The following is a 19,160-nucleotide window of genomic DNA, read 5'->3' on the forward strand; positions in this document are numbered from 1 at the left end:
AGCTCATGACCGACACCACGTTGCCACCGGACGGTCCACAACACGACCGGATCGAACCGGTCGACATCCAGCAGGAAATGCAGAACAGCTACATCGACTACGCCATGAGCGTCATCGTCGGTCGCGCTCTGCCGGATGTCCGCGACGGACTCAAGCCGGTGCACCGCCGCGTGCTCTACGCGATGTACGACAACGGATATCGCCCCGACCGCGGATACGTGAAGTCTGCCCGACCGGTCGCCGAGACCATGGGTAACTACCACCCCCACGGCGACTCCTCGATCTACGACACGTTGGTTCGTATGGCCCAGCCGTGGTCGCTGCGTTACCCGCTAGTCGACGGTCAGGGAAACTTCGGCTCCCGCGGCAACGACGGCGCAGCCGCCATGCGTTACACCGAGTGCAGGCTCACGCCGCTCGCGATGGAAATGCTGCGCGAAATCGACCACGAGACAGTCGATTTCACCCCGAACTACGACGGCAAGACGCAGGAACCGACGGTTCTGCCCAGCCGTATCCCGAACCTGCTGATCAACGGTTCCAACGGCATCGCCGTCGGTATGGCCACCAACATTCCGCCGCACAACCTGCGTGAAGTTGCCGAGGCCATCTACTGGGCGCTCGACAACTTCGAAGCGGACGAGGAAGCCACCCTCGCGGCCGTCATGGAGCGCATCAAGGGACCCGACTTCCCCACGCACGGGCTCATCGTCGGTGGACAGGGCATCCAGGACGCCTACACCACCGGCCGTGGCTCCGTTCGTATGCGCGGCGTCGTCGAGATCGAAGAAGATGCCAAGGGCCGCACCACAATCGTCATCACCGAGCTGCCCTACCAGGTCAACCCGGACAACCTGATCACCTCCATCGCGGAGCAGGTTCGTGACGCCAAGATCGGTGGCATCTCCGACATCCACGACGAGTCCTCGGACCGCGTCGGCATGCGCATCGTCGTCACCGTCAAGCGTGACGCCGTTGCCAAGGTCGTGCTGAACAACCTTTACAAGCACACCCAGCTGCAGACCAGCTTCGGCTGCAACATGCTCTCCATCGTCGACGGAGTGCCGCGCACTCTGCGCCTCGACCAGATGATCCGTCTGTACACGGCGCATCAGCTCGAGGTCATCGTTCGTCGTACCAGGTACCTGCTTCGCAAGGCACAGGAGCGCGCCCACATCCTGCGCGGTCTGGTCAAGGCCCTCGACGCTCTGGACGAGGTCATCGCCTTGATCCGTGCGTCGCAGACCGTCGACATCGCTCGCGCCGGATTGATGGAACTCCTCGACGTCGACGAGATCCAGGCCGACGCCATCCTCGGCATGCAGCTGCGTCGTCTGGCCGCCCTCGAGCGTCAGAAGATCGTCGACGAGTTGGCCGAGATCGAACTCGAAATCGCGGACCTCGAAGACATTCTGGCTCGCCCGGAGCGTCAGCGCGCGATCGTTCGTGACGAGCTCAAGGAAATCGTCGACAAGTACGGCGACGACCGTCGTACCCGCATCATCGCCGCCGACGGAGACGTCAACGACGAGGATCTGATCGCCCGCGAAGACGTCGTCGTCACGATCACCGAGACCGGTTACGCCAAGCGCACCAAGACCGACCTGTACCGCTCGCAGAAGCGCGGCGGCAAGGGTGTTCAGGGTGCCGGCCTCAAGCAGGACGACATCGTCTCGCACTTCTTCGTCACGTCGACGCACGACTGGCTGCTGTTCTTCACCACGAAGGGCCGCGTCTACCGCGCCAAGGCTTACGAGTTGCCCGAGGCGAGCCGTACAGCTCGCGGTCAGCACGTTGCCAACCTGCTGGCATTCCAGCCGGACGAGCGCATCCAGTCCGTCATCCAGATCAAGACGTACGAAGACGCGCCATACCTGGTGCTCGCCACACGCAACGGTCTGGTCAAGAAGTCCAAGCTCACCGACTTCGACTCCAACCGCAGCGGTGGCATCGTCGCCATCAACCTGCGCGGTGAAGACGAACTGGTCGGCGCTGTCCTCTGCTCCGCCGAAGACGACCTGCTTCTCGTCTCGGCACAGGGCCAGTCGATCCGCTTCTCGGCCACCGACGAGGCACTGCGTCCGATGGGCCGCGCCACTTCCGGTGTCCAGGGCATGCGTTTCAACGGTGACGACGAGCTGCTCTCGCTCAACGTCGTTCGTGAAGGAACGTTCCTCCTGGTCGCCACGTCGGGCGGTTACTCCAAGCGAACCGGCATGGAGGACTACCCGGTGCAGGGTCGCGGCGGCAAGGGCGTGCTCACGATTCAGTACGACAAGAAACGTGGCACTCTGGTCGGTGCGCTCATCGTCGACGACGACGACGAGCTGTACGCGATCACCTCGGGCGGCGGCGTCATCAGGACGGCTGCCAAGCAGGTTCGTAAGGCGGGACGCCAGACCAAGGGCGTGCGTCTGATGAACCTCGGCGAAGGCGACACACTGCTCGCGATTGCGCGCAACGCCGACGAGCCCGAAGAGCTCGCTGCAGAGACCACCGACAACGCAGACAATGCCGATGGAGCTAAGGAGTCCTAGTGAGCACTCCCAACCAGCCGGGCAGTGACCAGAAGAGCGAAAGCACTTCAGGTTCGACGCCACCGAAGCCGGAGCAGGCAACTGCTCCGGCGGGGCCGCAGACCTCGAAACCTGCAGCTCCAGCGGACGGCGGACCCAAAGCTTCTGAGGCAGCTCCGGCGCCCAAGGCACCGGAGCCGCCTCGCGGCCCGTCGGCTCAGAAGCCGGCGGGTGGGGCTTCCGACGCCGCGGGTGCGGCCAAGGGTCAAGCTCCTTCCGCTCCTTCAGTGGCTCCGGCTGCGCCGGTAACTTCGGCAAAGGGTGACGGTCAGGCTCCGCCGCAACCGGTTGCCAATCAGGCTCGTGGCAGCCAGGCGCCGCCGTGGCAACGCGGACCCCAGCCGTCGGGTCAGCCGCAGGGGCAGCCAGCTCAGAACCCCGCTGCTCAGAACCCGGCTGCTCAGAACCCGGCGTCCAAAGCCCCGGCGTCGAAGACTCAGCCACCGCAAAGTCAGGCGCCGCAAAGTCAGCCGCAGACCAACATCACGCGTCCAGCCGGCGCTGGTGCTCCTGCGGGTCGTCCGGCAGCTCCTGCCGGGGGTAAGCCGCCTGCGGGTCCGCAGCGTCCTGCAGCGGCCGGCCCGGCGCAGGGTGGTCCGGTGCAGGGTGGTCCGGCCAAAAACCCCGCGCAGGGTGGTGCGCCGAAGGGACAGCCACAGGCGGGTCGCCCCGCTGCCGGTGCACAGACGGGTCGTCCTGCCGGCAACCCGTCGGCACGTCCCGTCGTGACAGGAACGGCGGCTGCCGCAGCTTCCGGTGGCGTCGCCGGCGCGGCAGCAGCCAAGGCTGTTGCACCCTCGGGCGCAAATCCCAAGGCTGCAAACGCCACGGTCGCCAATCCCACGGTCGCTAATCCGAAAGCAAAAGCCGCCGCGATCGACGGGCCGACTCGGCACATCGATCGCAAGGATCTTCCGAAGGACATGCCTGACCTCTCCGAGGCCAAGCATCCGTTGCCTGCTGCGGTGAAGGGTGAGAAAACTCACGCCGTATCGGCTTCGGTCGTGGACGGTGCGCCACTACGCGCAACGGTCCAGATCCGTCGTATCGACCCGTGGTCCACGCTCAAGATCACATCCGTGATCTCGGTGTCGCTGTTCTTCGTGTGGATGGTGGCCGTCGGACTGCTCTACGTCGTTCTCGACGGCATGGGCGTCTGGGATCGCCTGAACAACGCGTTCACCGACATCGTTGCCGACGGCGGCTCCGACGGTCTGGTGACGGCCGGCCAGGTGTTCGGCTACGCCGCACTGATCGGTATCGCGAACATGGTGCTTTTCACGGCACTCGTCACGATCGGATCGTTCATCTACAACCTCTGCAGCGACCTGGTTGGCGGCGTCGAGGTAACTCTCGCCGACCGCGACTGACCTGCGAAAACATTGCTCCGCCGGGCCCGTTTTGGTGTCAGCGGCCCGGTGGGGTAATCTTTGGAATCGGTTCAGGGGCCTATAGCTCAGGTGGTTAGAGCGCTTTACTGATAATGAAGAGGTCGGAGGTTCAAGTCCTCCTAGGCCCACTCCCATGTGCCGAAGAAGGGTTGCTGGAATGAAGGTTTTCCTGCTTGTCGGGGCCGGAATTCTGGTAGCTCTCGGGGTCACCAAGCTGATCAAAAGTCAGCGCGGAGACAAGGTTTGGCACGATTTGGAAACAGGATAGAACCTAGGTACTCTGACTCCGGTCAGAAAACCGAACGGGGCCTTAGCTCAGTTGGTAGAGCGCTGCCTTTGCAAGGCAGATGTCAGGAGTTCGAATCTCCTAGGCTCCACAGTAAGAAAACACCCTCCCGGGATCCGGGAGGGTGTTTTTGTATGCCGATGTACCCGATCTCTGCTCGCCCCGGCCGGTGCCCGACTTGCCCGACTTGTGTGCCCCCTGTTTTTGAGCGAACGGCACTTTCGGCGCACTGGAGGCGATGAACATGCCGTTCGCTCGGAGTGGGGTGGCCGGAACCGCGCCCACTATGGACCGTTCGTCCCGAATTCTCCGGAAAGTCTAGTGGTCATAACCAGCCGGGCGTAGCGTGAGGAGAACCCAATTTCAGGAGGTTCGTAGTGCTTCACAACGACATTCCCAGCCACGGTGAAATTGCCGCACTCGCGGAGGTGGAGGGGCCCACCTGCATCACCATCGTGACTCCGACTGAAGATGCGCCGCAGGATCATGACAAAGCGCGCATCGCCTTCAAGGACCAGGTCCGCTCGGCACTCGCATCGGTGGAGGATCCGGCCGAGCGCAAGCAGTTCGAGGCCGAATACGCAGAGCTCGACGACGACGACGATTTCTGGCGCTTCCAGTCGCGCTCATTGGTCACGTACGCGACGCCGGAGCGTCTGGTGACCTTCCGCCTCCCCAACCGTCTGCAGGCGCTCGAAACGGTCAGCGATCGGTTTCATCTCAAGCCGCTGCTCCGTTCGGTGACGTTCCCCCAGACGGCGTTTGTTCTCGCTCTGGCAGAGGGTTCGGTGCGACTGATCGAGATCGCTGCCGATCAGCCGGCCGACGAGGTCCGTGTTCAGGGAATGCCGAAGAATGCTGCGGATCACGCGGGCAAGTCGTCAATCAACAGCCGAACCGAAGCGGGTCGGTTGTCGGGGTCGGACAGCCGAAAGTTGCGCGTCAATCAGTACGCCCGCGCAGTCGATCACGAGGTCCGCGGTGTGCTCGCCGGCCGTGACGTCCCCTTGATTCTGGCCGCTGCGGAACCCATCGCGTCGGTGTATCGCTCCGTGAATTCGTACCGCCACCTGGTCGACAAAACCGTCGAGGGAAACCCCGAAGCCTTGTCGACGCAGGAAGTGGCGGACGGTTCGCGTCCGGCGCTCGACGACTTCCATGCCGAGCAGCTGGCGGCGGTGCGGGACACCTTCAATGTGCGCACGGAACAAGGTCGCACTCAAACCGACGTCGCCGACGTGGCAACAGCCGCGACGTACGGACAGGTCGACACCGTTTTCATCGACATAGATTCCGTCGTACCCGGAAGTCTCGATCCCCAGACGGGCGCTCTCACGACCGGTGAGTCGACCAACGGAAGCACCTACGGGGTCGTCGACGAGATCGCTCGTCGTGCGCTCCTGACGGGTGCGCGGGTGCTCGCTGTTCGCGCGGAGGACATTCCGGGCGGCGGCGCAGTTGCCGCGATTTTGCGCTTCGCCCCGTAAACAGACTGGACGCGTGTGCGCCTCGTGACCTGATTCGGGCACGGGGCGCATACGATTCCGGCATGAAACGTGTGTGGGAACGGCTGCGCCTCTACTGCAAGACGCTGCACCCGGTCGGGCTTGCCTTTGCTCTGGTCTTCTTCACCTGGTCGATGAGTCCGTCCCTGTTGCCGCGCGCGTGGTACCTGCAGGGCGTTGCGACGGGCATCTCGCTCGCCATGGGATACGGCGTCGGCGTGACGGTCGCCTGGATGATCCGCAAGTGCGGCGTCGAACCGCAGTGGTCGGATCGCACCAAGAAGATCGGCTGGCGAATCCTGTTGGTCGCGGCCGTCATTCTTGTGCCGACGTTCTTGGTCCTCGGTTCGTGGTGGCAGCAGATCGTTCGCGATCTCGTGGAAGCTCCACGCACCAATCAAGCGAATTATCTTCTGGTGCTGATGATTTCGCTCGGAATCTGGTTCATCCTGCTCGAGGCAGGCCGTGGTCTTCGGTTCACCACCAACAAGCTCACCGCCGTCGCACTACGGTTCGTTCCCCTCGAGGCGGCGAAGGTCGGCAGCTTGATCGTCATCTTCGCCCTCGGCATCTTCATCGTGAACGGTGCGCTGTACAACGGGCTGATCGCCTTCGCGAACTGGAGTTTCTCCGGTGCGGATCACGAAACACCGGACGGCATCGAACAGCCCATGATTGCAGAGCGGAGCGGTTCGCCGATGTCCGCCGAGGCTTGGGATTCTCTCGGCCAGGAGGGTCGCACCTTCATGGGTAGCGGTCCCACTGCAGCCGAGATCTCTGCATTGACCGGACGTGAAGCGAAGCAACCGATCCGGGTGTATGCCGGACGTGAATCCTCGGACTCGATCAACGGTGTCGCACAGCGGGTCGTCGACGAGTTGGAGCGCACCGGCGGATTCGACCGCGGAACTCTCGCAGTTGTCACGACCACCGGTCGCGGTTGGGTGAACGAGGACGTCGCGTCGGCGTTCGAGTACGTCGAGGGTGGGGACACGGCGATCGCGTCGATGCAGTACTCGTTCCTTCCGAGTCCGTTGGCCTTCATCGCCGACCGTGAGACGCCGATGATCGCCGGCCGCGCGCTGTTCAACGCGGTCTACGCCAAGTGGATCGACTTGCCCGTGGAGACGCGACCCGAACTGGTTGTCTTCGGTGAGAGCCTCGGCTCCTACGGTGGCCAGGCCGCATTCGCCGGCGCCCAGGACATGATGACGCGCGTCGACGGCGCACTGTGGGTCGGAACCCCCAACTTCACTGCTCAGTGGCAGGAAATCACGGACAGTCGTGACTCGGGCTCACCGGAGATTCTGCCGGTGATCGACGGTGGCCAGGCAATTCGGTTTGCCGGTGATCCGGAAGATCTGGAGCTGAAGTCGGACTGGGACGACGATCGCATCGTGTACTGGCAGCACGCCAGCGACCCGATCACGTGGTGGTCCTTCGACCTGCTGCTCAACAAGCCGGATTGGCTCAAGGAACCGCTGGGTCGCGACGTGGATCCGGGAATGACATGGGTTCCTCTCGTGACCTTCTGGCAGGTAACCCTCGACATGGTCTTCTCGGCTGACGTCCCGTCCGGGCACGGTCACAATTACGGCGAGGATGCAGCGGACATGTGGGCCAAGATCCTGCACCCCGAGGCCTGGACGTCGGCTGATACCGACAAGCTTCGTGCGCTGCTGACCACCAATCTGGAGCCCACGAAGTAGTTGTAAACGGTTGTAATTCAGCCTGTTAAGGCGAAAACCTCACGAAAAGGTGTTACGTGAGGTATGTGTTACTCTGCGTTCGCTGTGTGCCAAGCCACAGCGCAAGCGAACGTGGGGAGATCGAAACGTGAAGAGCAGAGCATGGTGGGCGGCAGGGGTCTCCGTCGCGGCACTGGTCATGGGTGCTGTGACGGCCCCTGCCGCAACGGCGGAGCCGGCGGATTTCTACACGCCGCCGGTCGAGCTTCCGGCAGGTGCCAACGGAGATCTCATCAAGAGTGAGCCGTCACCACTGCTGCTGAGCGTGCCCGGATCGAACGGTGCGTGGCCGGCAACCGCCACCAAGATCATGTACCGAAGCGAGGACGCCAAGGGCGCCCCCGTTGCCGTGACGGGCACCTATCTCGAACCGTCGAACCCGTGGACCGGGCAGGGGGCGCGTCCACTGGTTGCCGCAGCGGTGGGAACGCACGGGCAGGGCGATCAATGCGCTCCGTCCAAGCTGTTCAACACCGGTATCGAGTACCAGTTCCCGACGGACGTCATGGTCGGCTACGAGTCCATCTGGGTGAACACGTTGCTGCTCAACGGCATTGCCGTCGTCGTCACCGATTACGAGGGCCTCGGAACTCCGGGCGATCACACCTACGTCAACCGTGAAGCCGAAGCGCACGCCGTTCTGGACTCGGTGCGAGCCGCTCAGCAACTCCCGAACACGAGCATTCCCGCCGACGGCCCCGTCGGACTGTGGGGTTACTCGCAAGGTGGTGGAGCTGCCGCTGCCGCAACGGAATTGAAGCCGTCGTATGCTCCTGAGCTTGATCTCAAGGGCACCTACGCAGGTGCACCGCCCGCCGATCTGGCGGCGACGCTGCAGCAGGTCGACGGCACGTTCCTCACCGGAGTGATCGGATACGCGCTCAACGGGATCCTTGCCCAGTACCCCGAGGTTCAGCCGCTGCTCGATGCCGAGATCAACGATCGCGGCCGACAGATGTTGGCCGCCACCAAGAACCAGTGCGTCGCCGAAAGTGGATTGCAGTTCGGCTTCCAGCAGTCGTCGAGCTTCACCAATTCCGGTGAATCACTCTCCGCAGTTCTGGCGCGTCTCCCCATGGCGCAGGCGATCCTCGACGAGCAGAAGATCGGCAAGCTGACGCCGGAGTCGCCCGTGCTCATTCAGCATGGCCGCTCCGATGACATCGTTCCGTTCGGCCAGGGACAGCAACTGGCGCGAGACTGGTGCGGCAAGGGTGCAACGGTGCAGTTCTCCGTCAACGAACTGCCCCCGATCATTCCGGGACTGGCAATCAATCACGCGACGCCGTACCTGGTGGGTACCCCCGAATCCATCGGATACATGATCGATCGCTTCAACAACGTCCCGGCACCGTCCAACTGCTGAATGTGAACATCGAAAAGCCCCGGAACACAATCTGTTCCGGGGCTTTTCGTATGTCGACTAAGCGGTCTTCTCGGCCGAGTTCTCCTCGAGGCGAGGGGGTGCGGAAGCGACCGGCGGATGCTCGCGTCGGCGGCTCTTGAAGAACACCGCGCCACCGATCACCGCAACACCGGCGATGACGAACACGGTGACGCGCTTGCGACCGCGAGGCTTCTCGGTGCGTTCCGTGGATTTCGTGGGGATGGCCTTTGCGCGCTCGACGCCCTTCTTGGCGAGGACTTTGCCCTGACGACCCAGGAACAACCCGACCTGCCCAGCGCCGCGAGCGACCGACGTGGCGACCACCGCAGCGATGCGGCGAGCGTTGTCGGCTGCCTCGGACTCTTTGATGCGAGCCGCTGTCTCTTCGAGGTAGGCGGCAGTCTCGTCGAAGGTGTCCTCGACGCGGGCGCGCGCGTGATCGAAGGTGTCGGGCAACTGCGTGCTGAGGGACTCGGTCACTCGTGTCATGACTTCACTTTGCCACAAGGGCTGTACCGGGGTAGGTCGGTCGCAGATCGGACTTACGATGGATGAATGTCGACCTCCCCTGCACGGTCCCGTCGAAGCCCGGGCCGACCTGCGATTACGTCGACAGAAGAGATTCTCGATGCAGCGGAACGGGTGGGTTTGGACCGCCTGACGCGGGCGGAGGTCGCACAGGTCCTGGGCGTTTCCGCTGCGACGATTCGCCATCACGTCGACTCGACCGATCGTCTGTACTCGTTGGCGTGTGCGAGAGCTTTCGGACGTCTGCAGTTGGATTCGGATTCGAAGTCCTGGCAGGACTACCTTCGGACGTTAGGTCAGCGGTTCGCTGAACTCGTGACTGCCACGCCTGGGCTCGAGGACTACGTGCTTCGAGGGCCTTACGAAGAGCGCACTCTGGAGCAGTTCGAGCGAATCATGAATGAGGTACTTCTACGGAAGCCTGAATTCGACCGTGCAACAGCACATTTGCTCGGCTCTCGGACACTGATCATGTCGGCGGCACTGCGTACACCGGCGCGCAATCGTTACCCGGATTCGCAGTATCCGAAGCCTGAGACTCTCTCGGCTGTTGTTTCCTGGACGCTCGACGCCTTCCTTGTCGGTGCCGAAAAGATGATCGATTCCGGCCTCGTTCCTACGGTCGTTCCAACTCCTGACGCTTCTTGGACTCACATTTCGGATCACTGATGCCCTTCCGGGATAGGAAGGTAAGGCAACCCACATTAATTATTGCTACTGTGGCAATTATGAATAGACACAGGTGGAGGCCAAGATTCCTCGGCGCGGCCGGGGCCGCGTTAGTGCTCGCGCTCGCTGGATGTTCGTCATCGAACACGAACCCGGACGCTGACGGAAGTCCCGCAGCGAGGGGAAGCTATCCGGTGACCGTGAGCACGGAATCCGGAGACGTGATCATCGAGTCGGCACCTGAACGGATCGTGACCTTGGGGAACCCGGCGTTCGAGAACGTCGTGGCGCTGGGATCGCACCCCGTGGCCGCGAGCGTGACCAACATCGACAAGCTTCCCTATCTGGCGGACTACGTGGGAAATGAGGCGCTCGACGAGTCCTTGGCTGACATCTATGCAGGGCAAGTGAATTTCGAGCGGATGCTTGCGGTCGAACCGGATCTCATTATCGCGCCTGCCTGGCCGGTTTTCACCGAGCCCGCCACGTTGGAGCGGCTCCGAACGATCGCTCCCACTTTGATATTCGACATGCAGGACGCAGACAACGATTGGAGAGTCGGCGTTCAGCAGGTCGCGGATGCGTTGGGCAAATCCGAGCAGGGTGGGGAGTTGATCACCTCGGCAGTCGACGAATTTACGGGTGTGGCTGCGTCGAACCCAGGACTTGCGAGGCGGCCGTACTCATTCGGGCTCTACTACAAGGAGCAGATTTCGTTGGGATCGGGCGGAAACATACTGCGCCTCTTCGGAATGAAGCCGGCGGAGGACCAAGCCGCGGTGGAATCGACGGGAACTCCGGTGACGTATTCGGGTGAGACCGCGGGTGACGTCGACGGTGAAGCGGTACTTCTGATGCCGTCACCACGGGATTCCATCGCGAACCTCGAACAATCGCCTTTCTGGGAGTCGAATCTGAAATCCCGCGTCGTATGGCTCAGTGATGCGCAGGGCGAGGCGATCAACAATGCGGGTGTACTTGGAAAGACGTGGCTGCCGGGAAACCTGGGTACCGCGTTGGGACAGTTGGGTTAGTCGAGCGTGGACAGGGCGAGAGAATCCCGGTTACCTGCGGGCATGGTCATGACCGTTGCCTCGATTGCCGAGGTTGAACAGCGAACGGACGACACCGTTCGAGTTGTGTTGCAGTCGAGCGAGTTCGGAAACCTGAGCGTTCGTGGGGCGGCGCCGGTGTTCAAGTTGTTCGTGCCTCGGGAGCCGACGGACGAGATGATGCTCCCCACCTTGGGGTCGGACAAACTCGCGGTTCCCAGTTGGGAGGCCGACCCCCGGCGTCCGATCGGGCGTTCCTACACAGCAATCGATTTCAATCCTGGCGATCGTAGGATCACGTTCGATGCCATAGATCTCGGGAAACCGGATTGGTGGCTCAACCGGACGGGCGTAGGCAGTCGCGTTGGGGTGATCGGATTCAAACACGAACTCGTCCTTGTTCCGGGCGTCACTGACGTCGTTGCAGTCGGCGACAGATCTGCGCGCCCTGCTGTCGGATCCTTGACGAATCTCGCCGAACAAGTCCGAATACACAGTTTCACGGGTCCGTCAGGCGAGCACGGATTCCCTGATATCGAGTGGGTGGACATAGTCGATCGGACCAAGGCGCAGACAGAATCGACAATGTTGTGGATCGGCGGAGAGAAAAGCTGTGTCGCCCGCTTGCGCAACCAATCGATCGAAAACGGCCTACCGCCGTCCCGGATTGTCGCATTGCCGTACTGGTCGGCGGGGCGAACGCGCGACGAGTTCGATCATGCTCTGTACCGGCTGTACCAACGCGCAGCTGCGGACGGAATCGACATTTCCGATCCGGTCGTTGCCGCCGACATCGAACTGCAGTGACGCATGCCCCGTCGCACGGAATTGGCAGGCTCACATCCGCGAGAACGCCGGCAATGGCACGATGGTGGTGTGACTTCAACTCATCAGACCGCAACCGCAACGCTGCACACGAACCGCGGCGACATCAAGATCGCTCTGTTCGGCAACCATGCGCCGAAGACCGTCGAGAACTTCGTCGGCCTCGCCGACGGCTCGAAGGAGTACACCACCGCAAACGCCGCCGGCACCAAGACCGGCCCGTTCTACGACGGTGCCATCTTCCACCGCGTCATCGACGGCTTCATGATCCAGGGTGGCGACCCCACCGGAACCGGCACCGGCGGCCCGGGCTACAAGTTCGGTGACGAGTTCCACCCGGAACTGCAGTTCGACCGCTCCTACCTGCTGGCCATGGCCAACGCAGGCCCGGGAACCAACGGCTCGCAGTTCTTCATCACCACCGGCCCGACGCCGCACCTGAACCGTCGCCACACCATCTTCGGTGAGGTTCTCGACGACGATTCCAAGAAGGTTGTCGACGCTATCTCCTCCACCGCCGTCGATCGTGGCGATCGTCCGGTCGAGCCCGTCGTGATCAACAGCATCACCATCTCCTGAACAGGTAAAACAAGCAGATGACGAACCCCGGTTGGGGCGGCGGTGCGAGTGAGGGCATCCCGCCCCAACCGCGGTGCGTCCGCCATCCAGATCGACCTACCGCACTTTCCTGCAATCGTTGTGGACGACCGGCGTGCCCGGACTGTCTCCGCGAGGCGGCGGTGGGATACCAATGTGTTGACTGTGTAGCTGCCGGTCAGCGTGACGTCCGCCCCGTTCGGGGCGTCGCCGGAAACACCGTGAGCCCCACCCGTGCGGTCCCGGTCGTGACGTACACCTTGATGGGGCTCAACGTCCTGGCGTTCCTCGCCACCTTCGCGCAGTCGCGAAGCATCATGAACAATCAGGTCGGCTCGTCGATCTTCGCGAACTGGGCACTCAATCCGGGGCTCGTCGCCAGCGGTGACTGGTTCCGGCTCATCGGCTCCGGGTTCCTGCACTTCGGCATCTTGCACCTCGCGGTCAACATGTACGCCCTCTACATCCTGGGCCGCGACACCGAAATTGTGATGGGCCGCTCCCGGTACATCGGCATCTACCTGGTTTCGCTTCTCGGCGGTTCCGCCTCGGTGATGGCGTTCCAGCCGGTGTTCTCTTCGCTCACGGCCCTGTCCTGGACTGCTGGGGCGTCGGGAGCGATCTTCGGCATCATGGGCGCACAGGCAGTCCTTCTATTGCGTTTGCGTCGAAGCCCGGTCCCGATCATCTCGGTGATCGCGATCAATGTGATCATCAGCATTTCGCTGCCCGGGATCTCGTTCTGGGGTCACGCGGGAGGTCTGGTGGCAGGTGCCGCAACGGCCGCTGCATTCCTGTACGCCCCGCAGTGGTTGGGCGCCGGTGAGAACCGCGTGAAAGCAGTGCGGATCGGCTGGATCGCTTTTGGTGCCGTCACAGTGGTGACAATCGGAGTCATCGTGCTCCGCGTCGTTCAACTGCGCGAACAGCTGGGAATCAGCTAGCAAGAATCCTAGGGCCCAGCCGTTCTATGGCTCAGCCGCCGATGATGGACTCACAGGCGAACGTGATCTCGAAGCTCGACGTCGCCGTCGGGTTGCCCTTGTCCCGGGCGCCGATTCCCTCGCCCGTCACCACGAAGGTATTGCCGTCCTGCTTGGCACTGGCAGATCCGCCGGGCAGTCCCGGTGCGAATCCGGCGGTGTACGGCAGACCGTTCGATCCACCCTCGCTTCCGGCGATTCCAGCAGTCTGAACCGTGCCGGATTCATCGACGATGGCCGAGACGGTCAACATGCCGTAGGTGGCATTTTCCGCGTCGAGCAGTGTCATAACTGTCGTGCCGCCGTCCTTTGCGCACTTCGTCTCGAATTTGGCGTCGAGTGTCTTCCCGCCGACGGTGGCCGAGGATGTAGCGGACGAGGCGCCGGCAGCGCTCTTGTCGGAGTTGGTCTTGTCGGAGTCGCTGCCGCAGGCGGAGGCGAATAGAGCGACCGCCGCGATGGTGGCAGCGACTGCGGTGGAGGACCGGCGGGTCATCGTGGTCCGAACCAACTTCGTCATGTTCTGTCCTTCAAGTCACGCGGTGCGTCCGCACTTGCTCTGGCTGTTTCGCCGACAACACTAGCCAGTGACTTGGTGCTCGTAGCTCTAAACCCCCAGCTCAGACGGGTTTGTCGCCGTCGACTGTTCAGGGACGTTCGTCGGGCTGCCCGGGATCATCTGCCGGATCTTTGGGAGCAATCGCACATGCAGAGACGGCTTCTATGGAGATCGTCCACATAGGTTGGGCTCGGTCGTGCTTCTACTGTGGCTTGAGTCACTTCGTAGATAGCAACGCTGACCTTTTCCGAGGAGTACCCCTGCAATGACCTCCACCGATAGCACCACCACTGACGGTGGGGTTGCGCCGAGCGAGATCGAAACTCGCGTGGTGAAGAAGGTAGCGCGCCGGCTGATTCCCTTCCTGATCCTGCTCTATTTCGTGAACTATCTGGATCGTACGAACATCGCTTTCGCCAAGCTCACCATGAGCGCCGACCTCGGTATGACCGAGACGATGTTCGGGCTCGCATCCGGTCTCTTCTTCGTCGGCTATCTGTTGTTCGAGGTGCCGAGCAACCTGGCCCTGCACCGCTTCGGCGCCCGGCTGTGGATCGCGCGGATCATGCTCACCTGGGGCATCCTCGCCGCTGCGCTGGCATTCGTGCCCAACGTGGGCAGCCTCTATTTCCTCCGCATTCTGCTGGGAATCGCCGAGGCCGGCTTCTTCCCCGGAGTTCTTCTCTACCTGACCTTCTGGTTCCCGAAGAAGTACCGCGTGCGCCTGATGGGTCTGTTCCTGCTGACGCTTCCGCTCTCGTCGGCGCTCGGTGCCCCGCTTTCGGCGGCCATCATCCAGTACGGCGACGGACTGTTCGGCCTCGCCGGATGGCGCGTGATGTACCTGATCGAGGGTCTGCCCGCCGTGATCTTGGCGTTTGTCGTCTGGTTCTACCTCACCGATCGTCCCGCCGACGCAAAGTGGTTGACCCTCGAGGAGCGCACCTGGCTGATGAAGTCGATGGCCGACGAGGAAAAAGAACTCGGCGACGCCGGTCACCAGTCGGCCGGTAAGACCCTGCGTGATCCCCGCGTCATCGGTTTCGGTCTGGTCTACTTCGGAATCACCTACGGCCTTTACGCTTTGAGCTTCTTCCTGCCCAGCATCGTCGCCGGATTCAAGCAGACGTTCGACACCGATTTCTCGCTCGTCGAGACAGGCCTGATCGTGGCCGTCCCCTACGCGATCGGCGCTGTCGCGATGGTGCTGTGGAGCCGCCATTCCGACAAGACCGGTGAACGAATGTGGCACGTTGCAGCCCCGACGCTCCTGGGCGCGGTATCCATTCCGATTGCGCTGTATCTGGATTCACCGTTCACCGTCATGATCGCGGTCTCGCTCACCGCCGTCGGCGTGCTCTGTGCGCTCCCCGTCTTCTGGTACCTGCCCACCACGTTCCTGACGGGTGCCAGCGCGGCCGCGGGCATCGCCATGATCAACTCGATCGGCAATGCGTCGGGCTTCGGTGCTCCGTACATCACCGGCTGGCTCACCGATGTAACCGGAAATGCCAAGGCAGGACTATGGGTGGTGGGCGCCGTGATGCTCTGTGCCGCAATCCTTGTGGTGGCGCTGGCAAAGCGACCGAGCAAGCCCGCTCAGATCTGACCGAGTTTCCCCGCACTGGCACGCAGCCGGATCAGGAGCGCAAGATCGAGCGCCTGGTCCGGCTGACGCCACTGTGTACCGATCAACCTGTCGATCGACTCGAGCCGTTGGTACAGGGTGTTGGCGTGAATCGCGAGCGCGGCGGCGGTCGCGGAGTGCTTGCAGTTGTGCGACAGGTACGACGCGAGGGTGTCCAATAGCGGAACGCCGCGTCGTTGCTCCTCCTCGAGGAGAGGACCGAGGGAACGCTCTGTCAGGGCTTCCAGTTCTTCGCGGCCGGTGCGGCTGAGGAGAATTCGGTAGATACCGAGTGAACTTGCCGGCTCCACGTGGGAGGCCCGCCCGAGAGTCTCGAGGACGTCGACGGTGTGCTGTGCCTCGACATAGGCTCGCGCCAGAGCTTCCGCTCCCACCGCGGGATCGGCGATTCCGACGGTCGGGTTCTCCGCCGGCTGAACCCACGCCTTCGCAACTGCTGCCGGTGACATTCCGGGAATCAGTGCGATGACTCGTGAACCATGTTCGGCAACAACGGTTCCCGAGGGGAATGTAATTTCCTCGATACTGCGACGCGCACGGTCGACGGCGTCGGCCGGGCGGGCCACCACGACGGTGTACGAGCGGTCAGGATTGAGCCCGGCCAGGCGGAACTGACCGGTGACCTCGGCCGGCGTCGGCGCAGGCCTGGTGATCAGATCGACCAGAAATGCGTCGCGTGCCCGACGGGTAGCTTCCCTGGCCGCCCGTTCGCCTACCAGCGCCAGCGCAATGGCCGGGGCTGACCTTTCGAGTGCCAATCTCATGGCGGCGGTGGGTTCCTGGCGCGAGAATAGGAACAGAACTCCGAGTTGGTCACCGGCACTGCGTACTTCGGTGGCGAACAGGAACTGCTCACCGACGGTGAGCGTCACTTCCTGCTCGCGTCGGTCGGCAGCAAGGATGTCGAAAACCCGAAGAACGCTCTCGCTCACCCGTTGCAGTCCCGGTGGGATCTCGGATGTTCCGGTCACGAAGAACACCGGCGAACCCGTCGACGCCGAGGTTTCCTCCACGAGTTCGCGCACACCGCCGCCGCGCAGGACAACCTGAGTGAGCGAACGATCCCAAGTCAGTGTCTGTTCGAGAAGTGCTGTGCGTTCGGCAAGTTCGGTGTTCGCGGCGTTCACTTCCGCAACCGTCGCGCGATAGCGTTCGAGAGAACGGGCATTCTCGATGGCCACCGAGGCATGGGCTGCGAGTGCGGACAGCAACGCAACTTCCTCGTTGCCGAATCGGCGCTCTTGACGTTTGCACGCGCACAGGGCACCCAGGATCTTGCCGTTCAAGGTCAGCGGCACAGCCAGCAGGCCGCGCATGTTCTCGGCTCGCGCTGCGTCGTCGGCCGGTCCGATATGTGCAAACGAGGGATCGTTTCGGTAGTCGGGAGACCAAGCAGGAGAAGAGTTCTCGACCACGCGACCGATCAGACCTTCGCGGAAGGGAACCGTGAGGCCGAGCAATTGGGAGGTGTACGCACCGCTCGTGACTTCGATGATCAAGATGTCGTCGTGAATGAGAGCAAGGTACGAAAGGTCGACGCCGAGTAGTCGTTTGGCCTGATCCACGATCTCCTGCAGGAGGGCGTGGTGATCGTGCATCGTGGTCAGCAGCGACGCGATGTCGTTGAGTGCCCCGAGTTCGGTGGCGCGCTGTCGGCGCTGAGCCAGGAGACTTCGTAGTTGAAGCGCCGATCGGGCTTCTCGCTCGATTTCGGCAGCGGCCTCGGGGGCTGACCCAGCGGCCAACTGATCGCGGTGTTCGATCAGTTCCTCGGTGGATGCCTCGGCCAGGAGAAGCTGTAGCCAGTTCTCGTGCATCCGCGCTCCCTTGTCAGGCCAACTTGTCAGGCCAACGATGAGTATGGAGAGAATGTCCATACGGTTTCCGGTTTCTCGGAGTAAATCTACATGGGGTGGTGTAGCCGCCGTCACTATCGTGGAGACATGACACTCCTCGAGGCGCTCGGCTCGCAGATCGATGCGGATCGACTGATCACCGACCCCGACATCATGGCGAGCTACATCCACGACGACGCCGAGTGGGCTCCCTACGAGATGCCTGTCGCAGTGGTCCGCCCGCGCACAGCCGAGCAGGTACAGACAGTTGTGCAGGCGTGCATCGCCCACGGTGCGCCCGTCGTCACGCGCGGCGCCGGAACCGGTCTGTCGGGCGGAGCCAATGCAGTCGCCGGCGGCGTCGTGATCGCCTTCGACGCGATGAACGCCATCAAGGAGATCAACACCCTCGAGCGTTTGGCCGTGGTCGAACCCGGAGTGGTCAACGATCACCTCCGCGACGCCTGCGCCGAGCACGGCCTCTGGTATCCACCCGATCCGGCGAGCGCACCCTGGTCGACGATCGGCGGCAACGTCGCGACCAATGCCGGCGGCCTGTGCTGCGTCAAGTACGGCGTCACCAAGGACTACGTGCTGGGCATGCAGGTGGTTACCGGAACCGGTGAGCTGGTTCGGCTCGGGCGTCGAACTGCCAAGGGAGTGGCTGGGTTTGATCTCTCGGCACTCATGGTCGGCTCCGAAGGCACTCTCGGGGTGATCACCGAGGTGACCGTCAAGCTTCGTCCTCAGCGCGATCCCGAGCGCACCATCGTCGGATACTTCGACTCCATCGTTGCTGCGGGCAAGGCCGTCGAAGCCGTCGCGGCAGACGGTCTCACGCCGTCGGCCCTCGAGTTGATCGATCGGCAGTGTCTCCTTGCCGTCGATGCCTGGAAGAACATGGGCCTCTCGGCTGACGCCGAGGTGGTCCTGCTCGGCCGCATCGACACACCTGGCGAGATCGGCGACGCCGAAGCCGAGCGAATGTTGGCCTGCTTCAACCGCTCTGGGGCTACCTGGAGCGCCAGATCCACCGACCAGGAGGAAGCCGACGCCCTGTTCTCCGCCCGGCGTCTGGCATACCCCGCCCTCGAGCGGCTCGGCCCGGTGCTCACCGAGGACATCTGTGTCCCCAAGGCAGCGGTCCCGGAGATGTTGGCACGGATTGAGGCCATTTCGGCCCGGCACGACACGCACATCGCGAACATCGCGCACGCGGGTGACGGCAACCTGCACCCGCTGCTGATCACGCCACACGACGACGAAGCGGCGCGGAAGCGCGCTCAGGCCGCTTTTGCCGAGATCATCGACAACGCCCTCGAGTTGGGCGGAACCGTCACCGGTGAGCACGGCGTCGGCCTACTGAAGATGGGTGGCCTGGAACAGGAACTGTCACCGGCCGTCGTCGCGATGCATCATGCAATCAAGGGCGCACTCGACCCTCACGGAATCATGAACCCGGGCAAGGTGATCTGAAAGGCTGGCTCCGTAACCGAATCGGTTTCCGGAGTTACGCCGTCGAAATGACGAGTTCCTACGCTCGAGTTGAACCGTTTGGCCAACTCGACGTA

At 62.8% G+C, this 19,160-nt stretch carries 15 protein-coding genes and 2 tRNA genes; 14 read left to right on the forward strand and 3 right to left on the reverse strand.

Annotated features, from left to right (window positions below):
- The first annotated feature begins 5 nt into the window (after positions 1-5).
- The 7 genes from gyrA (at position 6) to ASU23_RS00765 (ending at position 8,872) form a co-directional block, all read left to right on the forward strand.
- Complete coding sequence (gene gyrA, locus ASU23_RS00735; RefSeq protein ID WP_047272672.1) at positions 6-2,537, forward strand: DNA gyrase subunit A; 2,532 nt, start codon at positions 6-8, stop codon at positions 2,535-2,537.
- The gene (locus ASU23_RS00740) at positions 2,537-3,946 is read left to right on the forward strand and encodes a DUF3566 domain-containing protein (protein ID WP_058036938.1); all 1,410 of its coding nucleotides are present in this window, start codon (positions 2,537-2,539) and stop codon (positions 3,944-3,946) included. The genes gyrA and ASU23_RS00740 overlap by 1 nt, the downstream gene beginning before the upstream one ends.
- Positions 3,947-4,021: 75 nt before the next feature.
- Positions 4,022-4,095: transfer RNA gene (locus ASU23_RS00745), tRNA-Ile, on the forward strand.
- 176 nt (positions 4,096-4,271) lie between these two features.
- Positions 4,272-4,344 (forward strand) — tRNA-Ala (locus ASU23_RS00750).
- A 286-nt stretch (positions 4,345-4,630) separates the two neighbouring features.
- Positions 4,631-5,740, forward strand: coding sequence for a hypothetical protein (locus ASU23_RS00755; RefSeq protein WP_007729184.1), 1,110 nt, complete (start codon positions 4,631-4,633; stop codon positions 5,738-5,740).
- Between the two features lie 62 nt (positions 5,741-5,802).
- Positions 5,803-7,467, forward strand: a complete 1,665-nt coding sequence (locus ASU23_RS00760) for an alpha/beta-hydrolase family protein (RefSeq protein WP_007729186.1) — start codon at positions 5,803-5,805, stop codon at positions 7,465-7,467.
- A gap of 127 nt (positions 7,468-7,594) precedes the next feature.
- Positions 7,595-8,872 (forward strand): lipase family protein, encoded by a 1,278-nt coding sequence (locus ASU23_RS00765; RefSeq protein WP_050656763.1) that lies wholly within the window; start codon positions 7,595-7,597, stop codon positions 8,870-8,872.
- A gap of 57 nt (positions 8,873-8,929) precedes the next feature.
- Here ASU23_RS00765 and ASU23_RS00770 read toward each other — a convergent pair whose 3' ends face one another.
- Positions 8,930-9,382: a hypothetical protein gene (locus ASU23_RS00770; protein ID WP_039973062.1), complete on the reverse strand. Its 453-nt coding sequence runs from the start codon at positions 9,380-9,382 to the stop codon at positions 8,930-8,932.
- Positions 9,383-9,448: 66 nt separating this feature from the next.
- On the opposite strand from ASU23_RS00770, the gene ASU23_RS00775 reads away from it, so the two are divergent.
- The 5 genes from ASU23_RS00775 (at position 9,449) to ASU23_RS00795 (ending at position 13,508) form a co-directional block, all read left to right on the forward strand.
- On the forward strand, positions 9,449-10,090 hold the full coding sequence (locus ASU23_RS00775; RefSeq protein WP_156423041.1) for a TetR/AcrR family transcriptional regulator: 642 nt from the start codon (positions 9,449-9,451) through the stop codon (positions 10,088-10,090).
- 194 nt (positions 10,091-10,284) lie between these two features.
- The gene (locus tag ASU23_RS00780; RefSeq protein ID WP_216637107.1) at positions 10,285-11,124 is read left to right on the forward strand and encodes an ABC transporter substrate-binding protein; all 840 of its coding nucleotides are present in this window, start codon (positions 10,285-10,287) and stop codon (positions 11,122-11,124) included.
- A 42-nt stretch (positions 11,125-11,166) separates the two neighbouring features.
- Entirely contained in the window at positions 11,167-11,949 is a 783-nt protein-coding gene (locus ASU23_RS00785) for a siderophore-interacting protein (RefSeq protein WP_058036941.1), read from the forward strand.
- 69 nt (positions 11,950-12,018) lie between these two features.
- On the forward strand, positions 12,019-12,546 hold the full coding sequence (locus ASU23_RS00790) for a peptidylprolyl isomerase (RefSeq protein ID WP_007729190.1): 528 nt from the start codon (positions 12,019-12,021) through the stop codon (positions 12,544-12,546).
- Between the two features lie 17 nt (positions 12,547-12,563).
- Positions 12,564-13,508, forward strand: a complete 945-nt coding sequence (locus tag ASU23_RS00795) for a rhomboid family intramembrane serine protease (protein ID WP_042453365.1) — start codon at positions 12,564-12,566, stop codon at positions 13,506-13,508.
- A 31-nt stretch (positions 13,509-13,539) separates the two neighbouring features.
- On the opposite strand, the gene ASU23_RS00800 is transcribed toward ASU23_RS00795, so the two are convergent.
- A complete protein-coding gene (locus tag ASU23_RS00800; RefSeq protein ID WP_058036942.1) occupies positions 13,540-14,067 on the reverse strand; it encodes a lipoprotein LpqH in 528 nt (175 codons plus the stop codon).
- 304 nt (positions 14,068-14,371) lie between these two features.
- Between ASU23_RS00800 and ASU23_RS00805 the strand changes: the two genes are divergently transcribed.
- Positions 14,372-15,715 carry an MFS transporter gene (locus ASU23_RS00805; protein WP_058036943.1) on the forward strand — a complete coding sequence of 448 codons (1,344 nt, stop codon included), beginning with the start codon at positions 14,372-14,374 and terminating at the stop codon, positions 15,713-15,715.
- Here the strand turns inward: ASU23_RS00805 and ASU23_RS00810 are convergent.
- Positions 15,706-17,571: a GAF domain-containing protein gene (locus ASU23_RS00810; protein WP_058037005.1), complete on the reverse strand. Its 1,866-nt coding sequence runs from the start codon at positions 17,569-17,571 to the stop codon at positions 15,706-15,708. The genes ASU23_RS00805 and ASU23_RS00810 overlap by 10 nt on opposite strands.
- Before the next feature lie 126 nt (positions 17,572-17,697).
- On the opposite strand from ASU23_RS00810, the gene ASU23_RS00815 reads away from it, so the two are divergent.
- The gene (locus ASU23_RS00815; RefSeq protein WP_231915910.1) at positions 17,698-19,065 is read left to right on the forward strand and encodes an FAD-binding oxidoreductase; all 1,368 of its coding nucleotides are present in this window, start codon (positions 17,698-17,700) and stop codon (positions 19,063-19,065) included.
- Positions 19,066-19,160: the final 95 nt, after the last annotated feature.

Source organism: Rhodococcus sp. KB6, assembly GCF_001445685.1.
Lineage (GTDB): Bacteria > Actinomycetota > Actinomycetes > Mycobacteriales > Mycobacteriaceae > Rhodococcus_F > Rhodococcus_F qingshengii.

What these genes read in the sequence shown, in the direction of transcription:
- gyrA (WP_047272672.1), top strand. Translation starts at nt 6, where the DNA reads ATGACCGACACCACGTTGCCACCGGACGGTCCACAACACGACCGGATC.
- ASU23_RS00760 (WP_007729186.1), top strand. Translation starts at nt 5,803, where the DNA reads ATGAAACGTGTGTGGGAACGGCTGCGCCTCTACTGCAAGACGCTGCAC.
- ASU23_RS00770 (WP_039973062.1), bottom strand. Translation starts at nt 9,382, where the DNA reads ATGACACGAGTGACCGAGTCCCTCAGCACGCAGTTGCCCGACACCTTC.
- ASU23_RS00775 (WP_156423041.1), top strand. Translation starts at nt 9,449, where the DNA reads ATGTCGACCTCCCCTGCACGGTCCCGTCGAAGCCCGGGCCGACCTGCG.
- ASU23_RS00785 (WP_058036941.1), top strand. Translation starts at nt 11,167, where the DNA reads ATGGTCATGACCGTTGCCTCGATTGCCGAGGTTGAACAGCGAACGGAC.
- ASU23_RS00795 (WP_042453365.1), top strand. Translation starts at nt 12,564, where the DNA reads ATGACGAACCCCGGTTGGGGCGGCGGTGCGAGTGAGGGCATCCCGCCC.
- ASU23_RS00800 (WP_058036942.1), bottom strand. Translation starts at nt 14,067, where the DNA reads ATGACGAAGTTGGTTCGGACCACGATGACCCGCCGGTCCTCCACCGCA.
- ASU23_RS00805 (WP_058036943.1), top strand. Translation starts at nt 14,372, where the DNA reads ATGACCTCCACCGATAGCACCACCACTGACGGTGGGGTTGCGCCGAGC.
- ASU23_RS00810 (WP_058037005.1), bottom strand. Translation starts at nt 17,571, where the DNA reads ATGCACGAGAACTGGCTACAGCTTCTCCTGGCCGAGGCATCCACCGAG.
- ASU23_RS00815 (WP_231915910.1), top strand. Translation starts at nt 17,698, where the DNA reads ATGACACTCCTCGAGGCGCTCGGCTCGCAGATCGATGCGGATCGACTG.